14 protein-coding genes are annotated in these 19,027 nt (G+C 60.8%); 9 read left to right on the top strand and 5 right to left on the bottom strand.

Annotated features, from left to right (window positions below):
- Nucleotides 1-71 precede the first annotated feature (71 nt).
- Nucleotides 72-1,295, top strand: coding sequence for a porin (locus K2O51_RS34375; protein ID WP_220632067.1), 1,224 nt, complete (start codon nt 72-74; stop codon nt 1,293-1,295).
- An 89-nt stretch (nt 1,296-1,384) separates the two neighbouring features.
- Here the strand turns inward: K2O51_RS34375 and K2O51_RS34370 are convergent, their stop codons facing one another.
- A complete protein-coding gene (locus tag K2O51_RS34370) occupies nt 1,385-1,861 on the bottom strand; it encodes an Lrp/AsnC family transcriptional regulator (protein ID WP_011295968.1) in 477 nt (158 codons plus the stop codon).
- A gap of 145 nt (nt 1,862-2,006) precedes the next feature.
- Between K2O51_RS34370 and K2O51_RS34365 the strand changes: the two genes are divergently transcribed.
- The 3 genes from K2O51_RS34365 (at nt 2,007) to K2O51_RS34355 (ending at nt 7,618) form a co-directional block, all read left to right on the top strand.
- Nucleotides 2,007-5,537: an indolepyruvate ferredoxin oxidoreductase family protein gene (locus tag K2O51_RS34365; protein WP_220632066.1), complete on the top strand. Its 3,531-nt coding sequence runs from the start codon at nt 2,007-2,009 to the stop codon at nt 5,535-5,537.
- A gap of 60 nt (nt 5,538-5,597) precedes the next feature.
- On the top strand, nt 5,598-6,677 hold the full coding sequence (locus tag K2O51_RS34360) for a Leu/Phe/Val dehydrogenase (protein ID WP_011295970.1): 1,080 nt from the start codon (nt 5,598-5,600) through the stop codon (nt 6,675-6,677).
- A gap of 140 nt (nt 6,678-6,817) precedes the next feature.
- Complete coding sequence (locus tag K2O51_RS34355) at nt 6,818-7,618, top strand: GntR family transcriptional regulator (protein WP_011295971.1); 801 nt, start codon at nt 6,818-6,820, stop codon at nt 7,616-7,618.
- 245 nt (nt 7,619-7,863) lie between these two features.
- Here the strand turns inward: K2O51_RS34355 and K2O51_RS34350 are convergent, their stop codons facing one another.
- From K2O51_RS34350 to K2O51_RS34340, 3 genes are read right to left on the bottom strand one after another with little or no spacing between them, the layout of a single operon-like run.
- Complete coding sequence (locus K2O51_RS34350; RefSeq protein ID WP_220632324.1) at nt 7,864-8,385, bottom strand: gamma carbonic anhydrase family protein; 522 nt, start codon at nt 8,383-8,385, stop codon at nt 7,864-7,866.
- Nucleotides 8,385-10,181: a hydantoinase B/oxoprolinase family protein gene (locus K2O51_RS34345; protein WP_220632065.1), complete on the bottom strand. Its 1,797-nt coding sequence runs from the start codon at nt 10,179-10,181 to the stop codon at nt 8,385-8,387. Before K2O51_RS34345 ends, K2O51_RS34350 begins: the two co-directional genes overlap by 1 nt.
- Before the next feature lie 13 nt (nt 10,182-10,194).
- Nucleotides 10,195-12,267 (bottom strand): hydantoinase/oxoprolinase family protein, encoded by a 2,073-nt coding sequence (locus K2O51_RS34340; RefSeq protein ID WP_220632064.1) that lies wholly within the window; start codon nt 12,265-12,267, stop codon nt 10,195-10,197.
- 190 nt (nt 12,268-12,457) lie between these two features.
- Here K2O51_RS34340 and K2O51_RS34335 point away from each other — a divergent pair, with 190 nt between their 5' ends.
- From K2O51_RS34335 to K2O51_RS34325, 3 genes are read left to right on the top strand one after another with little or no spacing between them, the layout of a single operon-like run.
- Nucleotides 12,458-13,309 carry an SDR family NAD(P)-dependent oxidoreductase gene (locus K2O51_RS34335; RefSeq protein ID WP_245002009.1) on the top strand — a complete coding sequence of 284 codons (852 nt, stop codon included), beginning with the start codon at nt 12,458-12,460 and terminating at the stop codon, nt 13,307-13,309.
- 42 nt (nt 13,310-13,351) lie between these two features.
- Complete coding sequence (locus tag K2O51_RS34330; protein WP_011295976.1) at nt 13,352-14,113, top strand: SDR family oxidoreductase; 762 nt, start codon at nt 13,352-13,354, stop codon at nt 14,111-14,113.
- Between the two features lie 2 nt (nt 14,114-14,115).
- Entirely contained in the window at nt 14,116-15,009 is an 894-nt protein-coding gene (locus K2O51_RS34325) for a beta-keto acid cleavage family enzyme (protein WP_011295977.1), read from the top strand.
- A 296-nt stretch (nt 15,010-15,305) separates the two neighbouring features.
- On the opposite strand, the gene K2O51_RS34320 is transcribed toward K2O51_RS34325, so the two are convergent.
- Entirely contained in the window at nt 15,306-16,310 is a 1,005-nt protein-coding gene (locus K2O51_RS34320; protein ID WP_011295978.1) for a LysR family transcriptional regulator, read from the bottom strand.
- A 169-nt stretch (nt 16,311-16,479) separates the two neighbouring features.
- Between K2O51_RS34320 and K2O51_RS34315 the strand changes: the two genes are divergently transcribed.
- Entirely contained in the window at nt 16,480-17,796 is a 1,317-nt protein-coding gene (locus K2O51_RS34315; protein WP_245002008.1) for an MFS transporter, read from the top strand.
- Between the two features lie 103 nt (nt 17,797-17,899).
- Entirely contained in the window at nt 17,900-18,970 is a 1,071-nt protein-coding gene (locus K2O51_RS34310) for a porin (protein WP_011295980.1), read from the top strand.
- The last annotated feature ends 57 nt before the right edge of the window (nt 18,971-19,027 follow it).

Here is a 19,027-nt window from a genome sequence, read left to right as displayed (position 1 = left end):
ACGACACTTTCCCGAGGCTGGCAAGGGCAGCAGCCCGGTATCGGATTGAAGTGCTTTCTTGGAGGAGACAAATGAAGTGGAATCAGGAAGTGGGGGGCGTGCAGTCAGTGCGAGGAGGGGGCTATCAACCGCCGCGCAGGCTGGGGGTCAGACCCATAGGAATTGCACTGGCTGCCATCGGCATGGGTATGGGCGGGGCCGCCTGGGCAGGCCTTAACCTATATGGGGTGCTAGACGTCGGGTTGAACTATCGGTCAGTTGCAGGCGTGGATCCGTCTACCGGGCGAGCGGCTGGCGCACTGGCGCTAGCCTCCGGGAATGAGTTGACCAGCCGCTGGGGTCTCATCGGCGAAGAGGATATCGGTGAAGGGTACAAGGTCGCGTTCAAGCTTGAGAGTGGCTTTGCGGCGGATACTGGCGTGGCCAACGCATCTGTTCCTTTTCCTCAGGATACGGGATCGCTGTTCGACCGTGGAGCGACGATCGGTGTCGTTGCGCCTTGGGGGACCGTGCGCCTGGGGCGCAACTGGTCGTCATTCTTCGACGGTATCTCGGCCGGCGATGCCACGGGCTACATGAACTTCGGCTCGCTTGCTAACGCAACCTTCCAGAACTCATCAAACTTCAAACCGGGTGAAGGATTTCCCGGCATTGCCTCAGGCACTAACAGCGCTGTCAACGGCGGCCTGATGTACACGTGGGTTAACAAGTCGATCAAGTACATGCTGCCGGACCAATTCTATGGGTTTAGCGGTGGCGTTACCTATGGTCTCGGTGGCACCCCAGGTAGTTTCTCGAACAAGTCTACATTCACAGCAAACCTAAACTGGACGGACGGGAAGCTGGGCCTCGCGTCGGGATATTTCGATGGCAAGGACCCCACCGGGCAGACTAGCAATCCCTGGCTACGCGCCTACACCATCGGGGTTACCTATACCTGGGGAACACTTAAGACGGGTGTGAATTTTGCCAAGTTCAAGAACCCGACGACCGGGGCTGACCAGAACTACTATTACGTAGGAGCAGCCTATCAAGCCACGCCTGCGTGGCGTCTGACCGCTGACTGGCTGCATCTTCAGGATAAGCAAGTCAGTGAAGCTGGTGCGGACCTCTACAAGATCGGGGCGGGCTATTCGTTCTCGAAGCGCACCACCTTGTATGTCGATGTCGCGTACTCAAATAACAAGCCCAAGGGCATGTTGGGTGCGGGAAGCAACACGAGCATCCTCGCCACCCCCGCGACGATCGGCCACAATCAACTGGCGGTTGGCGCTGGTATCCGTACGCTGTTCTAGTTGACGCAGGGACTCAGGTCAGCCGACCATGGTTTGGCTAGCTGATCTCTTTTAGAGAGCGCCGGAGGATTCACTGCCGGCGCGATTCATTAGGATGTGCTGCGCTCGCGGACGGGTAGCGCTGTCTTGTACACCACCCGCCGCAGCGCCAGCGAGGTACTGATGTCACTGACACCATCAATGGTCGTCAGTTGTGTCATGACGAACCGCTCGATACCCGCAATATCGGCGGAAACGACGCGGAGCATGTAGTCGAAGCTGCCGGTCATCAAGTAGCACTCCATCACCTCATCGAGTTTCGCAATAGCCGCCTCGAAGCGCGCCAGCCGCTCTTCTGTCTTCTTTTCGATTGCCACTTGTACGTAGGCGCTGACTGGAAAACCCGATTTTTCCTGATTCAGCAGCGTGACATAGCCGTCGATCACCCCTTCTTCCTCAAGCAGCCGGATACGTCGATAGAACGGGGACGGCGAGAGGCCAACGCGCTCCGCCAGTTCATTCGCCCGCACCCGCGCATCACGCTGAAGTTCGGCAAGTATACGCACATCGGTACGGTCAAAACGCATTTGGCACACCTGAAGGTTTTGCGAGAGAAATTTCAATGAAACGTGCTAATTAGCGGCATTTCTTTGAAGCAGTTTGGCACAAATCGAAGTTGATGGAAACCTAGAATCTTCAGCACAAGCATTGAGATGCACGGAGGGCAAAAGCATGAACCAGCGCGCAAACGATAACCATTTTCTTACCGATGAAAACTACCGACTGGAGGATCGCTATCTGCGCGCTTCCGGGCGGGTATTTCTCACGGGTACACAGGCGCTGGTGCGCATTCTGTTGGAACAGGCTCGTGCCGACCGCGTCGCCGGATTGCACACCGGTGGTCTGGTTTCTGGCTATCGTGGGTCTCCGCTTGGCGGTCTGGATCAAGAGTTGTGGCGACAGCGAAAAATGCTCGCTGAGCATGATATTCGCTTCGAGCCTGGGCTGAACGAAGACCTTGGGGCTACGATGCTGTGGGGGGCACAGCAGATTGACGCCTTTCCGGGGAAGCGGGTCGAAGGCGTATTCTCGATGTGGTATGGCAAGGGGCCTGGGGTAGATCGCACCGGCGACGTATTCCGCAATGCCAATATCCTCGGCACGTCGCGCCACGGTGGCGTGCTTGCGATTGCAGGCGATGACCACGCGGCGCAGTCTTCGATGTTCCCGCACCAGACGGACCATGTGTTCGAGGGGGCGATGATGCCTATTCTCTTTCCGTCGTCTGTGGAGGAGTATATTGAGTTCGGCCTGTTCGGCTACGCGCTCTCACGCTTTTCCGGATTGTGGGTTGCGTTCAAGGCAATTACCGAGACGGTGGAGAGTGGCAGGTCGATGACGCTGCCCGGCTCAGGCCTGGGCCGTGGTTTTGGTATTCCCACCGATATCGAAATACCCGAGCGAGGTTTCGGCCTCGATACGGCTATACGGTGGCCGGCGGAGCGCGCCGAGCTGGAGCGCCGCTTGATTGAGGAACGGCTGCCGGCCGCACTTGCCTTTGCGCGCGCCAATCCGATTGATCGCACTGTGATACGGCCGGCCATTGCCAAGGTCGGGATCATTACCGTGGGCAAGGCTCATCTCGATGTGATGGCGGCGCTGCGACGCCTTGATCTTGATACGGCCGCGCTGGAGTTCCTCGGTATCGGCATCTATAAGGTTGGCATGTCCTGGCCGCTTGAGGGGAAAGGGGTGGAGTGCTTTTGCGCGGGCATGCAGGCGCTCATCGTGGTGGAAGAAAAGCGCAGCATGGTCGAGCAGCAGATCCAGACGTTGCTGTACAACCACGCGGCGCAAGACCGTCCCGCGGTATATGGCAAACATGGGCCTGACGGTGAAAAATGGTTGCCCGCAACGATGGAGTTTTCTCCTGAGCAGGTAGCTGGCGTACTGCGCCGGTTCTTCGGCGCGCAGGGCATTGTTGCTACAGAGGCGCGAGGGACGCAACGTTCAGGTGCTGACGCGGGCGGCAGTTCACGGATGATTCCAATCCACCCTGCAGAGCAGGTTCTGTCGCGCAAACCATTCTTCTGTTCCGGCTGCCCGCATAACAACTCCACGCGTCTGCCAGACGGTTCATATGCCGCGGCCGGCATCGGATGCCACATCATGGCGCTGGGGCAGCGTGACCGCACCGCTACCTTCTGTCAGATGGGCGGCGAGGGTGTGCAATGGGTCGGCCTGTCGAGCTTTTCCAAGATGCCGCATCTGTTCGTTAACCTGGGTGATGGGACTTACCAGCATTCGGGCAGCCTGGCTATTCGGCAGGCTGTGGCGGCTGGGACTGCCGTGACTTACAAGATCCTCTTCAATGATGCGGTCGCGATGACCGGCGGGCAGCCGACCGAAGGGGGCCTGACAGTGCCGAAGATCGCGGCTCAGCTCGTGGCCGAAGGGGTGAAAGAGATCGTGGTAGTCTCGGAGGAGCCTGCGCGATATCGATCCATCAGCGAGATGCCGGCCAATGTGGCAGTGGTGAACCGTAGCGAACTCGACACCGTTCAGAGGCGTCTGCGTGAGTATCCTGGTGTATCAGCGATCATCTACGACCAGACCTGTGCTGCCGAGAAGCGACGCCGACGCAAGCGCGGGTCGCTGGCAACACCCAAACGGCACATCGCTATTCATCCTGCCGTGTGCGAGGGGTGTGGAGACTGCTCGGCGCGTTCCGGTTGTATTGCCGTTGAACCGCTGGAGACAGAGCTTGGCCGCAAGCGCATCGTCAACCAGTCGGCGTGCAACAAGGACATGACTTGCGTCCAAGGCTACTGTCCGAGTTTTGTCACCATCGAAGGGGAGCGGGCAAGCTCCGTTCAGTCCGGCACGCTGCGGCGACTGGAAGGCGAGTGGGGGCTCGCGTTGCCGCCGCCGGCCTCAACGTCGCCCGAGTTGCTGCAGCACTGCGGCGTGCTTGTGGCGGGGATTGGAGGAACGGGCATTGTCACTGTCGGCGCGATTCTCGCTATGGCGGCGCATTTGGAAGGTCGTGGTGCATCGACGCTCGATTTCACGGGCTTGGCCCAGAAGAATGGGGCTGTGGTCAGCCACATTCAGCTGGCCGAGTCGCCCGCCCACATTGCCACGGCACGCATCGAGCCGAAGAGCGCCAACCTGTTGCTCGGCTGCGATGCTGTGGTTGCGGCCTCGCCAGACGTGCTGGCAAGGCTTCGTCCAGGCTCGGCGCATGCTGTGGTGGAAACCGCAATGACACCGACGGCGGATTTTGTTGGCGATGGGGATATGCAGCTTTCACTGCCAGCGCATCGGCATGCAATTGAACGGGCGATTGGCGAGGGCAGGGCCGAATTCCATGACTGGAGCGCCGCTGCGCAAACAATTTTCGGCGACACCTTCGCGGTCAATCTGATGTTGGTGGGCCATGCCTTCCAGCGTGGTTGGCTGCCGGTTTCGGAGATCGCTATCCAGCGTGCCATCGAACTCAATGGCGCATCCGTCGAGGCAAACCGGCGGGCATTCCTGTGGGGGCGGATTCTGGCCCATGACCCGACGGCGTTGCAGAAGGCGGGACAAGCTGACATTGCGGCAAGTGAGCCATTCACCATCGGAGGATTCGTCGGTGCTCGCGCGCAAGAACTCGCTGCCTACCAGAATGCCGCATATGGACGGCGGTACGCTGTCCTCGTGGACCGTGTCGCCCGTGTGGAAGGTCAAATCTCTGATGCGCCGGGTGTGTTGACCGAAGCCGTTGCACGCAACTATTTCAAGGTCTTGGCTTACAAGGATGAGTACGAAGTGGCGCGCCTTCACACCGATCCTGTGGCGTCGCGAGCCATGATGCAGGGCTTTGCACCCGGAGCGAAGCGAGTCTTCCATATGGCGCCCCCGATACTGGCGCGATCCGGTGGTCCCGGTGGAATGCGTCGCAAGATCGCTTTGAAGGGCTGGTTCATCGTGCCGCTGATGCATGTGCTGCGGCACGGCAAGGTACTGCGTGGAACGGTGCTCGATCCTTTCGGCCTGCAGGCCGACCGTCAGCTGGAGCGCAGGCTGATTACTGAATTCGAGCGGGATGTCGATGCGGTCCTCGAGCGACTGTCGCCGAAGACTCTGGATGACGCTGTCGCGTTGGTTCGCTTGTACGAGAAGGTCCGGGGATTCGGGCACATCAAGATGCGTCATTTCGACGATGCGAGGTCGGAGTTCGAACGCCTTCGTGAGAAGCTCGGACGCAGTGAGGGATGACGCGACGATGCGTGTCGGCTTCGGTCGGCACTCTTTCTATACCACTTACTACCTTTCCCAATGAACGCAAATGAAGTTTCACGCGCGGATGATCATTCCGTAAGCCTTTTTGGTCTGGGCGACGCCACGCCTCATGAGCGCGTCATGCTGGTCACGGAGGAGAAGACCGGACTACGGGCCATCATTGCCATCCATAGTACGGCGCGCGGTCCGGCTTTCGGGGGATGCCGCTACTGGAGCTATGGGTCGGACCTTGCAGCCATGGAAGACGCTTTGCGCCTGTCGCGGGGAATGAGCTTGAAGAACGCGATGGCCGATCTGCCGTTCGGAGGTGGGAAGGCTGTCATCCTGCGCGGTGATGGGCAGCATGAGCGTAATGCCATGTACCAGGCCTTTGGTCGGGCGGTGCAAGTCCTTGCCGGCACCTATATCACGGGAGAGGATGTCGGCACCTCGGTGGCCGACATGCTTGCGGTTCGCGAAGTCACGCCTTATGCGGCGGGTATTCCGCGTCCAGATGGGTTCGGTGGCAATCCTTCTCCAAAGACGGCTCTCGGCGTATTTGCCGCCATAGAGCGTGGCGCGTCGCACGTGTTTGGCGCCCGCGAGTTGAGTGGTCTCCGCGTCGCGGTGCAGGGTCTTGGCGCTGTAGGTTGGGCGCTGGCCGAGCGCCTTCACCGAGCTGGCTGCAAGCTGGTGGTTGCAGATATTGACGACTCCCGCACTGCTGCCGCACGTAGGGCATTCAATGCCGTCGTTGTTGCGGTGGATGACATCGCCACGCAGGACGTCGACATCCTGGCCCCGTGCGCATTAGGGGCGACGCTGCATCGGCAGAGCATTCCTGCCCTACGTGCGCGCTTGGTAGCAGGGGCGGCTAACAACCAGTTGGCCACGAACGGCGATGGCGACGCATTGCATGAGCGTGGCATCGCGTATCTGCCCGACTATCTCGTGAACGCGGGCGGCATTATCAGCTGCGTCCGTGAATACCAGGGAGGCTTTGCTGAAGCGGATGTGGACGCGGAGGTACTACGCATCGCCAACCGAGTGGATTCGCTGTTCGTACGCGCCAGCAGTGCTGGTGAGCCCTTGTCACGTGCGGCTGACCGATGGGCGCTGGAGAAGCTGGCATCCTGAAATGATTGGCCCGTGTCGATTCGACAGTTTTATGTCGCATCGCCTATAATTGTGATCACAAATAGGCCCTAAAAGCGCATCGAGACCCTCGATGGCCGTTTTTAGGGCGCTTCCACTATCAGAGATCACAGGAGCATCTCATGGGCGGGCTGGGCGAACAAGGGCGCCAGGACAAGGACGAGTTCGACGACGACAGTCCGGCGGTTTCCCGCCTGACCAATGTTGCACTTCGCGAACGCGCTTATGCCGAACTGGCTAACGCGTTGCGGGCAGGGCGTTTTTCGCCGGGGAGTTCGGTGACCATTCGCGGTCTTGCCGCCCTGCTCGGGACCAGCACCATGCCGGTCCGCGAAGCCGTAAGCCGCTTGGTGACCGAGGGCGCCCTGGAACTACAGCAGAATCGGACACTGCGTGTCCCGGAAGTGTCGATAGAACGCCTGGACGATCTCATTGACACGCGTGCTACGCTCGAAGGGCGCGCTGCTTGGCTAGCCGCCGAGCGCATGACGCAGGCGGACTTCTCCAAAATCAAGGCTGCGGCGGAAGACTACAGTCACGCGGTGGATGCCGGCGACGTGCCGGCTGCGGTTGAGGCAAACGAGCAACTGCACTTTACGATTTACCGAGCCTCCCATTCGGAGTTGCTGGTTTCACTGATTGAAATGCTCTGGCTTCAGAGCGGGCCATACCTTGCGGCTGTCATGAAGCAGATGCAATCGACCCGCGAGATCTTGCATGACCGGGGCATCATGCACCACTTCAATATTCTGGCCGCACTGGCCAAGCGCGATCCACAAGCATCTAGCGACGCTGTCCAGTCCGATATCATCGATGCGGCCAAGTGGTACAAGACGCAGATTTTCTCTGCGGATGGGACACCTATCCTGGTGCCTGCTCCAGAACGCAAACGGCGTGGCAGGGCCCCGGCTCCGGTTGAGTAAAGCACCGGCATGACGTACTTGGTATGGTGGGTTCCAGTGGTCCGCCATGCCTTGGGTTCTATGAGATCCGCTCTCCGCCCCTGCAAGCAATTCATGTGAAGTTTTCTCGGCGGATAAGGCGCCGATCATGGCAGCCTGCTGCAGAACGCAAACGCCGAGGCAGGGCCCCGGCGTTATTGAATCAAGCGCTGGCATGACGTACTCAGTATGGCGGGTTCCGTGGCCCGCCATCCCTTGCTTGGGTCCTATGAGACCTGCTTTGCATCCTGCAAATAGGCCGTGCCGAGCCTCACATATTCATCCGCTGCCCAAGCCAGCTCCCTGACTTCCTCATCGGTCAATGTACGCACGACACGGCCTGGTGTACCCAGGACCAGGCTTCTCGGCGGAATGACTTTTCCGGGAGGAATCAGGGCACCGGCACCGATCAGTGACTGCTCACCGATCTGCGCCCCGTCCAGAACCGTGGCGCCGATGCCGATCAAGGCCCCATCCGCGACGCTGCATCCATGTAAGCGGGCCTGATGTCCGACGCTTACACCATCTCCGATAATGACCGGATGCCCTGGATCGGCATGCACAACAACGCCGTCCTGCAGGTTGGTCCGTGCCCCGATGGTAATCGGCTCCACGTCCGCACGCAGTACCGCCGAGAACCATACGGAACTGTTGTCTCCCAGTATCACGGCGCCGACCACGGTCGCATTGGCTGCAAGAAAGCAGGATTGGCCGACGGACGGTATCGATTTGCCATAACGCACGAGCATCACGCCGCCCTCCGCGTCGAGACGTCGTTACGCAATTTCTCCGTCGCTGCACTATCCAGGGCACCTTCTTGGTCGACGACAACCGCGTAGACGTCACGAGCACGCTCAATGCTCAAGTAACCCTCGGCCACGTCCTTGCGAACCAGCTCAGGGTCGCGGGTATGAGGGCTGCCGTAGCCGCCGCCGCCGCAGGAAAACGACAGAATAGTCTCGCCGTCGCGCAGCGTGACGACGCCGCCGGCCGGCAGGGGTTCGAGGCTGCCGGATTGCAGGCGTCGCTGCTGGCCGGAGTTAGCGCCGGCGAGACCGCCACGGACGCCCTTCGGGCCGTTGACAGAGCCGTCGCTGACATAGCCGATGTCCATCTCGCAGCCGCGCGGGCCGAACTCAACAAACATGCTCCGCGCACCGTTGTAGCGACCGGCACCTTCGCTGTCAGGCACAAAGCTGCGAGAGCGAACAAATAGCGGGTGGCGCATTTCATCGAGCTCCACACTGTCCTGGAAGCACAGCCCCGCGTTACCGACGTGTCCGATTGTCTGCCATGCATCGGCGGTTGGTCCCGCGGCGCCGCCGGTGAAGCCAAGGAACAACTGGTTGATAAAACGATGACCCGTGCTGGGGTCGATGCCCGAAATCACCCCGATTGCCGGGGGGATCACGGCACCGCATTCCGCCAGTCCGGCGCCATCTGCCATTTCGGCGACGGCGGTCTGCACGGCATTGGCGACGCGATCGGCCATATTCGTGGTGGCGACGGAGCACGAGGTGGGATGCAGGGGGATGCCAACCACGCAACCCTCGCGCAAACGAATATCGAAGCGGCGGAAGGATCCGGAGTTCTTGGGCACCGTGTGCTCGATACTGTTGAAGACGCCGACCATTGCTGCTGTCCGTGCGCACGCTTCGCTGAGATTGAGACCACACGGAAGGCAATCCGGATTATCACGCAGATCCACTGTCACCTTGCCATTGGCGGGATCCACGTCGATCTGGGCACGGATCGTTACGCCTTCCTCCGGCATGCCGGGGAATAGCGCGTCATGGGTGCTGGTGCCCGTCCCGCGTCCAGCAGTCAGCGATTGAATGGCGCTGATCATGCGTTGCTCGGAGTAATCCAGGTAGTCGACTGCATAACGCTCCAGTCGGTCCCAGCCGAGTTCTTCACCCAGGGCTAGCAGTTCCCGTTCACCGATGCGGGCAGCACCGACCATTGCCAGGTAGTCGCCCCACCATTGTTCAGGCACACGGATGCGCATTTTGCACATACGCACAATATCTTCGATACTGTTGTAGTCCTGCTGCACCTTGACCGCAGGGAAGATCAGGGCTCCTTCATGGTAAATGTCGCGGGCGCCGCCCATATAAGTGGTGGGCTCCGAGTTGCCGCAGTCGGCCTGGTGCGCCTTGGCCACCACCGTAAAGCGGTGAATGCCCTGGTCGTCAATCACCGGCACCAGGATGGTGTGGTCGGCCGGGTGAGAGCAGCCGTGATAGGGCGAATTGTGGAGGAAGGCGTCGCCACGGCGCAGCACCGGGTGGAACTGCTTCATCGTCGCGCTCATCATGTCTGGACCACTTAGCACATGAATGGGCAGACTTTCGGCTGCCGCCAGTAGTTGGCAGTCCGCAGTGACGATGCAGCAGGAGAAGTCCCGCGCGATATTGAGCACGCCTGACCGACCACTGCGAAGCAGTGTATTGGCCATCTTGCGGGCGACGCCCTCAAGCCGGTTAGTAATTAATGCGAGCTGGACGCCATCCGTGGCGGGACGTTCGATCGTGTCTCGTTGCATGAGTAGCTCCTGATTAATCGCGGCCGGGAAGAATAGAAAGACTGCCGCTGGCCCGACGCGTGGCGCTCGCCCCGGGGTTCAACACGACAGTGGTAAATGACGACTCGATGATTGCCGGGCCGCGGACGGTTTCCGAGGAATCGAGTGCTTCGAAGCGGACCACCGCGGTGTCAACATAGCCTGAGCCTTCGAAATAGGCTTTGCGAACGGGGTTTGCGATCGGGCGTGCGATCGAGTTGGCAAGCGTGCCGCCCTCCTGCGCGCGGATGCGACAGGCAACCGTCGCCCGCCAGCCCACGATCTCAATGGGCGAACCCGCGTCGCGGATAGCAAAGACTTCCTCGTGGGCCCGGTGAAAGCCTTCGACCAGCGCGGCAATGTCCGTCTCCGTATGTATGCCATGCGGAGGCAACTGAACCTCAAGCTCCCATACCTGCTCCGGATAGCGAGCCTCTGCCCAGAGTGTTACGGTCTGAGCGAGAGAGCCCTTGCCCGGGCCATCGATAAACTCCTGACAACGACTGGTGAGGTCGTTCAGCACTTCCCGCACGCCAGCGAAGTCAAAGGCGTCGCTTCGCGTGAAGAAGGTGGCGTGGTAATGAGAGGTCAGGTCGGACATCATGGCGCCGGCAGCGCTCATGGTGGCACCGACTTGCGGAATGACCAGGCGCGGTGAGCTCAGGCGCCGCGCAATCAGTACGGAATTCAGTCCAGCTGCACCACCGCCGCCGATGAGGACGGCCTCGCTTGGGTCGATACCCTGGTTGATGGTGATGTCGCAGATGGCCTGCACCATGTTCTCGGTGGCAATGCTGATGATGGAGGCTGCAGCAGCTTCCACTGACATGCCCAGGGGCGTAGCGATATGGGTCTGGATTGCCTCACGTGCAGCAACCGCGTCCAGTCTCATGGTGCCGCCGAGGAAGAAGTCGGGGTCGATATAACCCAACGCGAGCGAGGCGTCCGTGACAGTCGGCAACGTGCCGCCTCGGCCATAGCAAACAGGCCCCGGCACGGCGCCGGCACTGCTGGGGCCGACGTGCAGCATGCCGCCACCGTCTACCCAGGCGATGGAGCCACCGCCTGCGCCCACGCTCTTTACGTCCACCGAGGGGAATCCCGTCATGACGCCGCGATAGGGGGCGCCGATCCAGGTTTCCTGGGACCATGGCACTCTGCCCCGACGCACCAGGCTGACATCGTAGGTCGTGCCACCAGTGTCGGCCACGATTGCCGTTCCCGTGTCCTCGTCGGTTTGCGCATAATAGCGACCGGAAATTGGGGCCATAGAAGGACCGGAATTGATGAGATGGATTGGCGCGTCCGCGACGTGGTCCGCATCCATGACTCCGCCTTGTGAGGTGACCACCACGACGCGTCCCGGGAAGCCCGCTGATTTGAGTCGGTCCACCAGCGTATGCATATAGGCACGCATCATCGGCTTGAGAGAAGCATCGATGCAGCTGGACGAAGCGCGGCGGAATTCCCGGGGAATCGGGTTGAGTAGGTGCGATAGCGTGAAGGGCACGCCGGGAAGGTGGGCTTGGATAAGCTCGGCGACACGAAGCTCGTGCGCAGGATTCACGATCGACCATAGCAGGCATACCGCAACGGCTTCGATGCCTGCATGTCGCATTTCATCGAGGGACCGGGTGAGCGCGGCCTCGTCCAGCGGCTCCAACTCGGTGCCGTCAGCCAGGATGCGGCCGGGGACCTCCCAAGTAAGCGCCCTCGGCACAAACGGATCGGGATACGCCACCGTGAAGTTGAACGGCTCCAGGCGACCACCCTCGCGCAAAGTCAAGATATCGCGGTGACCAGAGGGCACTAGCAGCGCGGTACGAGCGGTATTGCCAGTGATGATGGCGTTGATCGCATGCGTGGTCCCGTAGATGAACATCTCGCCGCGCGCCAGCATGGTATCGCGCGAAAGCCCGAGACCATCGGCCGCAACCTGCAGGGCATCCAGGACTCCGCTGATGGGGTCCGACGGAGTCGTCGGAGACTTAAACATATGCAAATTCCCGACTTCATCTTCAACGATGAGGTCGGTGAAGGTACCGCCCGTGTCTACTGCAAAACGCATGAATCGTCTCCTGTAAGCCAACCTGGCGCGGCGTCGGGGCCTTGTGACGCCGCCAGCGAGTTCAGTATATTTATCGATGTTTGTGATCACAAGAGCAATGGGCGGCAAACCGCAAAAGTAAGGGTAAACACCTACAAAACAAGGTAAAAATCGCGAATAACTGAGTCAATACGAAAAATACATTTGATTTGTGATCACGAAACGGCTACCTTTTGTTCTGGAGAACGATCCCGTCGCAAAGGCGGCCGACGAATTCAGAACAGAGGAGCAGGAAATGCACAACACAGCGAAAGTCGCGATCGTCACTGGCGGCTCACAAGGTATTGGCGAGGCTGCCGCAAGGCGGCTCGCGGCAGATGGCTTTCGAATCGCCGTGGTCGCCAGTTCGGACCGTGCGAAGGCTGGCAACGTCGCGGAGGCCATCAACAGCAACGGTGGCGATGCTGCAGGCTTTACATGCGACGTCCGTGACCCTCAAGCAGCCCGCAGGCTTATCGCTGAGGTCCAAAACATGTTCGGGAGGATCGATGTCCTGGTGAATGCCGCGGGGATCTTCAAGCCGACACCGGCTGGCAGTTCCGACGCCCAGCAGGTCAATCAGATGATCGACACGAATCTGAAGGGCACATGGAACACCATTGATGCTGTGGTGCCAGTGCTGAAGGCTGCCGGGGGCGGGCGAATCGTCAATGTGGCGTCGGTCGCAGGGGTGACTGGGTTTGGCACTTACGCCATCTATTGTGCGACCAAGGCCGGCATCATCCTCGCGACGCGTGCGTTGGCATGCGAACTTGGCCGCGAAAACATCAATGTCAATTGCGTGGCGCCAGGGAACACGGCCACCGCCATCAACGAAGACATTCGCAATGATGCTGCCATGCAAGGCCTGCGCGACTACATGACCGCGCGTACGCCGAGTACGCGAACTTTCTCTGAGCCGGAGGACATTGCAGGCGCCATCGCTTTCCTAGCGTCCGACGCCGCGCGCGCCATGCATGGCAGTTGCATATTGATGGATGAAGGCATATCCGCAGGACTGTGACACGCTGGCTCTTTGAATCAACGATAAAAAGGTACTTGTTCAATGAAAGAAAGAGTCCTGGTGACGGGCGGCGCCGACAGTGTCGGTCGCGTTATCGCGGAGCTGTTCCGTGCTCGAGGCGCGCTTGTGCATATTTGTGACGTACGCGAGGACGCACTTGCAGAGACCCTGCGCGCTAACCCCGGCATGACTGGAACGGTCGCCAATGTAGGCAGACCCGATGAAGTTGCGAAAGTAGTGCGGGACGCCGAACGCCATTTCGGCGACATCTCAGTCCTCGTGAACAACGTCGGCATCGCGGGGCCGAGGGCCGCAATCGAAGATATCTCCGACGAGGCGTGGCGCGAGACACTCGACGTCAATGTTGGCGCGATGTTCCAGTTTATGAAGCGTGTCGTTCCTGCCATGAAACGGCGCCGACATGGCGCAATCATCAATTTCTCGACCGGCTCGACCCGCACCCGACTGCCAATGCGTACGCCGTATGTCGTGTCTAAAGCCGCAGTCGAATCGCTCACATTGAACGCGGCGCGCGAGCTTGGACCGTTCAATGTTCGTTGCAACGCGATTCTGCCAGGCATGATCGACAACGAAAGGATGCAACGAATCGTCGCCAACATTGCACAGGAATCCGGGCGTGCCGCGGAAGAGGTGGAATCGGACTATCTGAAGTACATATCGTTGCGCAGCAAGGTTCAGCCAGAAGACCTCGCGCAGACTGTTCTCTTTCTCGCGTCGGATGCCGCGTCAAAGATTACCGGCGAGCTACTGGCCGTCAGCGGAAACGTCGAATGGGAGATCTGACAATGTCACGCAAAGTTATTCTTACCTGTGCCGTCACAGGAAACGCTCCGTTTAATCCCAAGCACCCATCGATGCCGATTACACCGGCGCAGATTGCCGATGCCTGCGTGGAGGCGGCGAAGGCCGGTGCTTCTGTCGCGCACATTCACGTGCGCGACCCCAAGACGGGGGGCGGCAGTCGTGATCCAGTGCTGTTCAAGGAGGTGGTTGACCGAGTACGCTCTTCGGGTACCGACATTGTGCTGAATCTCACCTGTGGGCTGGGCGCGTTCCTACTACCGGATCCCGAAGACGAATCTAAGGCGCTACCTGAAAGTGACGTAGTCCCGGTCGCTGAGCGAGTCAAGCATCTCGAAGACTGCTTGCCGGAGATTGCCTCGCTCGATATTACGACCGGCAACCAGGTGGAAGGAAAGCTTGAGTTTGTCTACCTGAATACCACCCGAACCTTGCGTGCGATGGCCCGGCGCTTCCAGGAACTGGGTATCAAGCCTGAGCTGGAGGTGTTTAGTCCAGGCGACATCTTGTTCGGCAAGCAGCTGATTGAAGAGGGTCTAATTGACGGCGTGCCGCTCTTCCAGATGGTGCTGGGAGTACTGTGGGGTGCACCCGCAAGCACGGAGACAATGATTTATCAGCGCAATCTCATTCCAGCCAATGCTCAATGGGCGGCCTTTGGTATTGGACGAGATCAAATGCCAATGATGGCGCAGGCAGCTTTGCTTGGCGGCAACGTGCGCGTTGGCTTGGAAGACAATCTGTACCTGAGCCGTGGCGTCTTTGCCACCAACGGTCAGCTTGTCGAGCGCGCGCGCACGGTGATCGAGCACTTGGGCATGTCGGTCGCGACGCCGGATGAAGCTCGTGACATCATGGGCTTGTCTCGACCTGCATAAAAGACTAGGGGCGGGAGGCAACCAATGCTCCTGCCCCGAACCAAGATCTACAACCTATGTGGCCAGCAGGCGAGGGGCCCATCTGTGATTCCCTTGCCCGAGGCGGACTTGTCGTAAGGCCGGGAGGGTGAACAGGCCCTTAGGTACTTTGGCTCCCGCCAATGCGGTGCTTGTCCTGCGTGGCCTCACACCTACCGACCGCGCGACGCTGATCCGGAGGCGCTCCACTGTGCAGTCACCGAAGACGACCTTGCTAGTAGCAACAATTTGCCTACCCGGACCACCGCCCGGCTTGCTCAGGTCGTAGTCGGTCCTTCTTTCCTTGCCCGCTTCTTAGCAGCCGGCGCCCGCGGCCCCGCGCTTGGCAGCCGGGCACGGGGTTCCCATTCCGCAGCGACCATTTCACGAGCGGTTTCGCGCAACAATTCCCGCAGCCAGACAATGGCCGGATCGCTCTCCTGGTACTTCTGCCATTGCAGGTGCTCGGAGAATGCAGGCAGGTCGATCGGGCACGTCACGCGCCGCAGGCCAAATCGCTGGGCCATCTGTTCGGCCAACCGCGTGGGCAGGGTCGCAATGCGGTCCGTGCCGGACAAAAGCGCTGGGACAAGTGTGAAGCTGGGTGCGATAACGTCTTGGCGCCGGGTGCGCTTACCCGTGGCGATCAGCCGTGAATCGAAGGTCACGCGCCGCCCGCCGCCCCATTCCACGCCGATGTGGGCCGCATCGAAGTAGGTCTCGACCGTCAGGCCATCCTGTCCGACGGTGCTGTCGGCGCTGACGAGGCAAGAGAACGTGTCCTCGAACAGCGGCTCGGACGGGTGCCCCGGCACCATGGCAAACTCCGGCGCGATCAGCAGCTCGGCCTCGCCGCTCTCCAGATGCTCGGGCGTCTGGGGGCTGATCGCGCGCAGGTCGAACTGCATTAGCGGGGCCGCTTCAGCCGCGCGCCGGATCACCTGTGACAAAAAGACGCTGATCACGTAGTCGGACGACTCGATGATGAAGCGGCGCGTCGACGTGGCCGGGTCGAAGGACGGCCGCGCCCGCGTGATGGTCTGGATCTGCAGCAGTACATCACGCACCGGCTTCCTGAGCCCCAGGGCCAATGGCGTCAGCACCTGAGTCTTGCCGACGGCCACCAGCAGGTCGTCCTCGAAATACTCGCGCAGCCTGGCGAGCGAGCAGCTGGTGGCGGGCTGGCTCAGGAACAGCCGCTCCGCGGCCTTGCCCACGCTACGCGTCGAAAGCAAGGCGTCGAGCACCACGAGCTGATTCAGGTCCAGTTTGTTGAAGCGCATGGGCGATCTTTGATTTACCGAATGGATGTACCGAATTTAAACAATAAATTTTGTAAATGTCATCATCGGGCCAATAATCCGACCCACACGGCGACGCAGGCCGGGACCAACGAAGAAGAAACGGAGACAGACAGTGATTCGAGAGCCTCTTAGAGAGCCCGCCAGAGCGATGTCCCAATGGGGACTGGTAGCCACCCTGACGCTGGTGACGATGCTGGCGCAGATCGACAAGAACATTCTTGTGCTGATGGTCGGCCCCATCCAGCGCGGGTTCGGCGTTAACGATCTCCAGATCAGCTACCTGATTGGCGCTGCCTTCGCCATCTCGAATATCGCGGTGGGGCTTCCGGCGGGCTGGCTGGCCGATCGCCACAACCGCCGGGTGATCGTGGCGGTGGGTGTGCTGGTGTGGTCGATCGCAGTGGCCGCCAATGCCGCGGCTGCCGCGTTCATCACGCTGGTGGTCGCGCGCATTGTGGTGGGCGGTGCTGAGGCGCTGATTCCGCCCTCGTCATACTCGCTGATCCGTGACGGAGTTGACGACCAGCGGCGCGCGCGAGCGCTGTCCGTGTACACCATGGCCCTGATGCTGGGCACCGGTCTATCCCTTGTGCTTGGCGGCCCCATGCTCCACTGGATCGCATCGGCAGGCATCCGGACCATTCCGTTAATCGGGCCGGTACCGCCCTGGCAGATGACGCTGTTCCTGATCGGCATTGCCGGGCTTCCCGTGGGCCTGCTGATCTTCCTGTGTCGCGATCCGGGCCGTCCATTGAGCGAAGCCCATGGCGGCAAGCCGAGCACCAGGGCCGCGCTCCGGCATCTCGCCGACAACAAGTCCCTGTTCTTGCCGCTGGTGGCCTTTGCGGTTTGCAATGCCATGATCACCTACGGTCTGGGTGCGTGGATCCCGACCATCGTGGCTCGCCGCTTCCAGCTTGGCATGGGCGAGATCGGGCTGATCCAGGGCGGCTTGCTACTCACCATGGGGCCGCTCGGCCTGTGGCTCGCGGGCCTGGCCATGGATGCGCGCGCTTGCGCCAATCGGCTGTCCGGCGTGGCGCTGGTTGGCATGGTCGTGAGCATCGCCGTGCCCTGCCTCGGGGTCATGCTTTGCGTGGCTGGCACGCCGAGTGCCTTCTGGCTGCTGGACGCCATGGTCGTGCTGTTCTCATGGACCTTCATGGCCGTCACATCGACCATCGTGGCAAGGACGGTGCCTACCACCGCGGTCGGGCTGGTCATGGCGATCGTGCTGGTGCTCAATGGGCTGATCGGGCAGGGCCTCTCGCCCACCCTGATCGCGTTGGCGGGCAAGCATGTATTCGACGCCCGCTCGGATGCCCTGGCGCATGGCATGGCCCTGGTGTTTGCCTGTGCCGGCGTGCTGGCGGTGGCGGCTTCAGGCTGGATGTACCGGTCATTGCTGCACGCCGAGTCGGAAGGCGGGCTGTCTGCCACCCCTGCGCAAATCCCCTCCCGCTAGTACCCATCCCATAGACGGATTGAAGAAGCCGGCTGTCAACCGACGGCCGCGCAGGGCGGCGTGCGCCCGGAAATATCGATAAAGAAGACTCGGAGACTCAGGAATGAGGAAGGCAGCTTTGTCGCTGGTCAGCGCCACCATGTTGGCGGCCGGCCCCCTGCCCGCAAGGGCCCAATCGTCGGTCACGTTGTCGGGCCTGCTAGGGACCGGCGTGTCCTACACCACCAATGCCGGCCCCGGCGGGGGCGGACAGTTCCAGCTCAGCGGTACCCATGCCGTGCCCTTTATCGCCATGTCCGGTAAGGAAGCCATTGACAGCGACATGGCCGCGATCTTCCGGATCAGCAAGTATGTGTTCCTGGATACCGGTAACTCCACGCCGTTCGAGAGCTATGTCGGAGTGAGCTCCAACGCCCTGGGGACCATCACGCTGGGTTCCACCTATGACCTCCTGGCCGACCTGGTCCCCTTCACCTCGGAGCGCTATACGTCGCTGCTGGCCACGCACCCCGGCAACTTGGACCGGACCGTGGGCAACGCGCTTAACAGCACCGTCAAGTACAAGTCACCGCTGTTCGGCGGACTGCAGTTCGGCGCCATGTACGCGTTTGGGAACGCCAGCTCTGCAACCAATACCGGGCGCGCTGTCGGCGCCGAGGTCAGCTACTCCAGCGGCCCGATACAGGGTGCTGTGGTCTGGGAGTCGGTCAACGGCGTGCCCTACGCACCGGGCCAGAAGCTGGGCATCACGCGACTGTATGGGATCGATTTCAGCAGCAATCCCACCGCCGCGATTCTGCAGAACCAGAACACGGCTAGCGCTGGCATTGCCTATGTCGACCACGGCTGGCGCGTAATGGGCAACTACAGCTATACGCGCCTTGAAGCCGCGGGCGTTAGGGAGACCGCTCAGTCGATCGATGTGGGCGCGTTCAAGTACGTCACCGCACAACTGCGCGTTGGCGGCGGCTATTCCTACACCACCCTCGATCCGTACAAGTGGAACCAGTTTCACGCGCATCTCGACTACGCCCTGTCCAAGCGTACCAGCGTCTATGTGCTTGGTGTGCTCCAGGTTGCCGGCTCCGGCCAACTTGCGGTGATGCGCAACCAGCCGCCTGCCACGTCTTCCCGCCAGATGGTGCTGGAAGCTGGCATGACCCATCTGTTCTGAGTGGAATCACTGGGCTTCGCCTAGGTTTCGGCCAATGCCGTTGAAGGAGAAAATGCA

It is taken from the genome of Cupriavidus pinatubonensis (assembly GCF_019602855.1).
Taxonomy (GTDB): domain Bacteria; phylum Pseudomonadota; class Gammaproteobacteria; order Burkholderiales; family Burkholderiaceae; genus Cupriavidus; species Cupriavidus pinatubonensis.
Note: the sequence above shows the minus strand (reverse complement) of the source record. Positions and strands in the feature narration are given on the sequence as shown.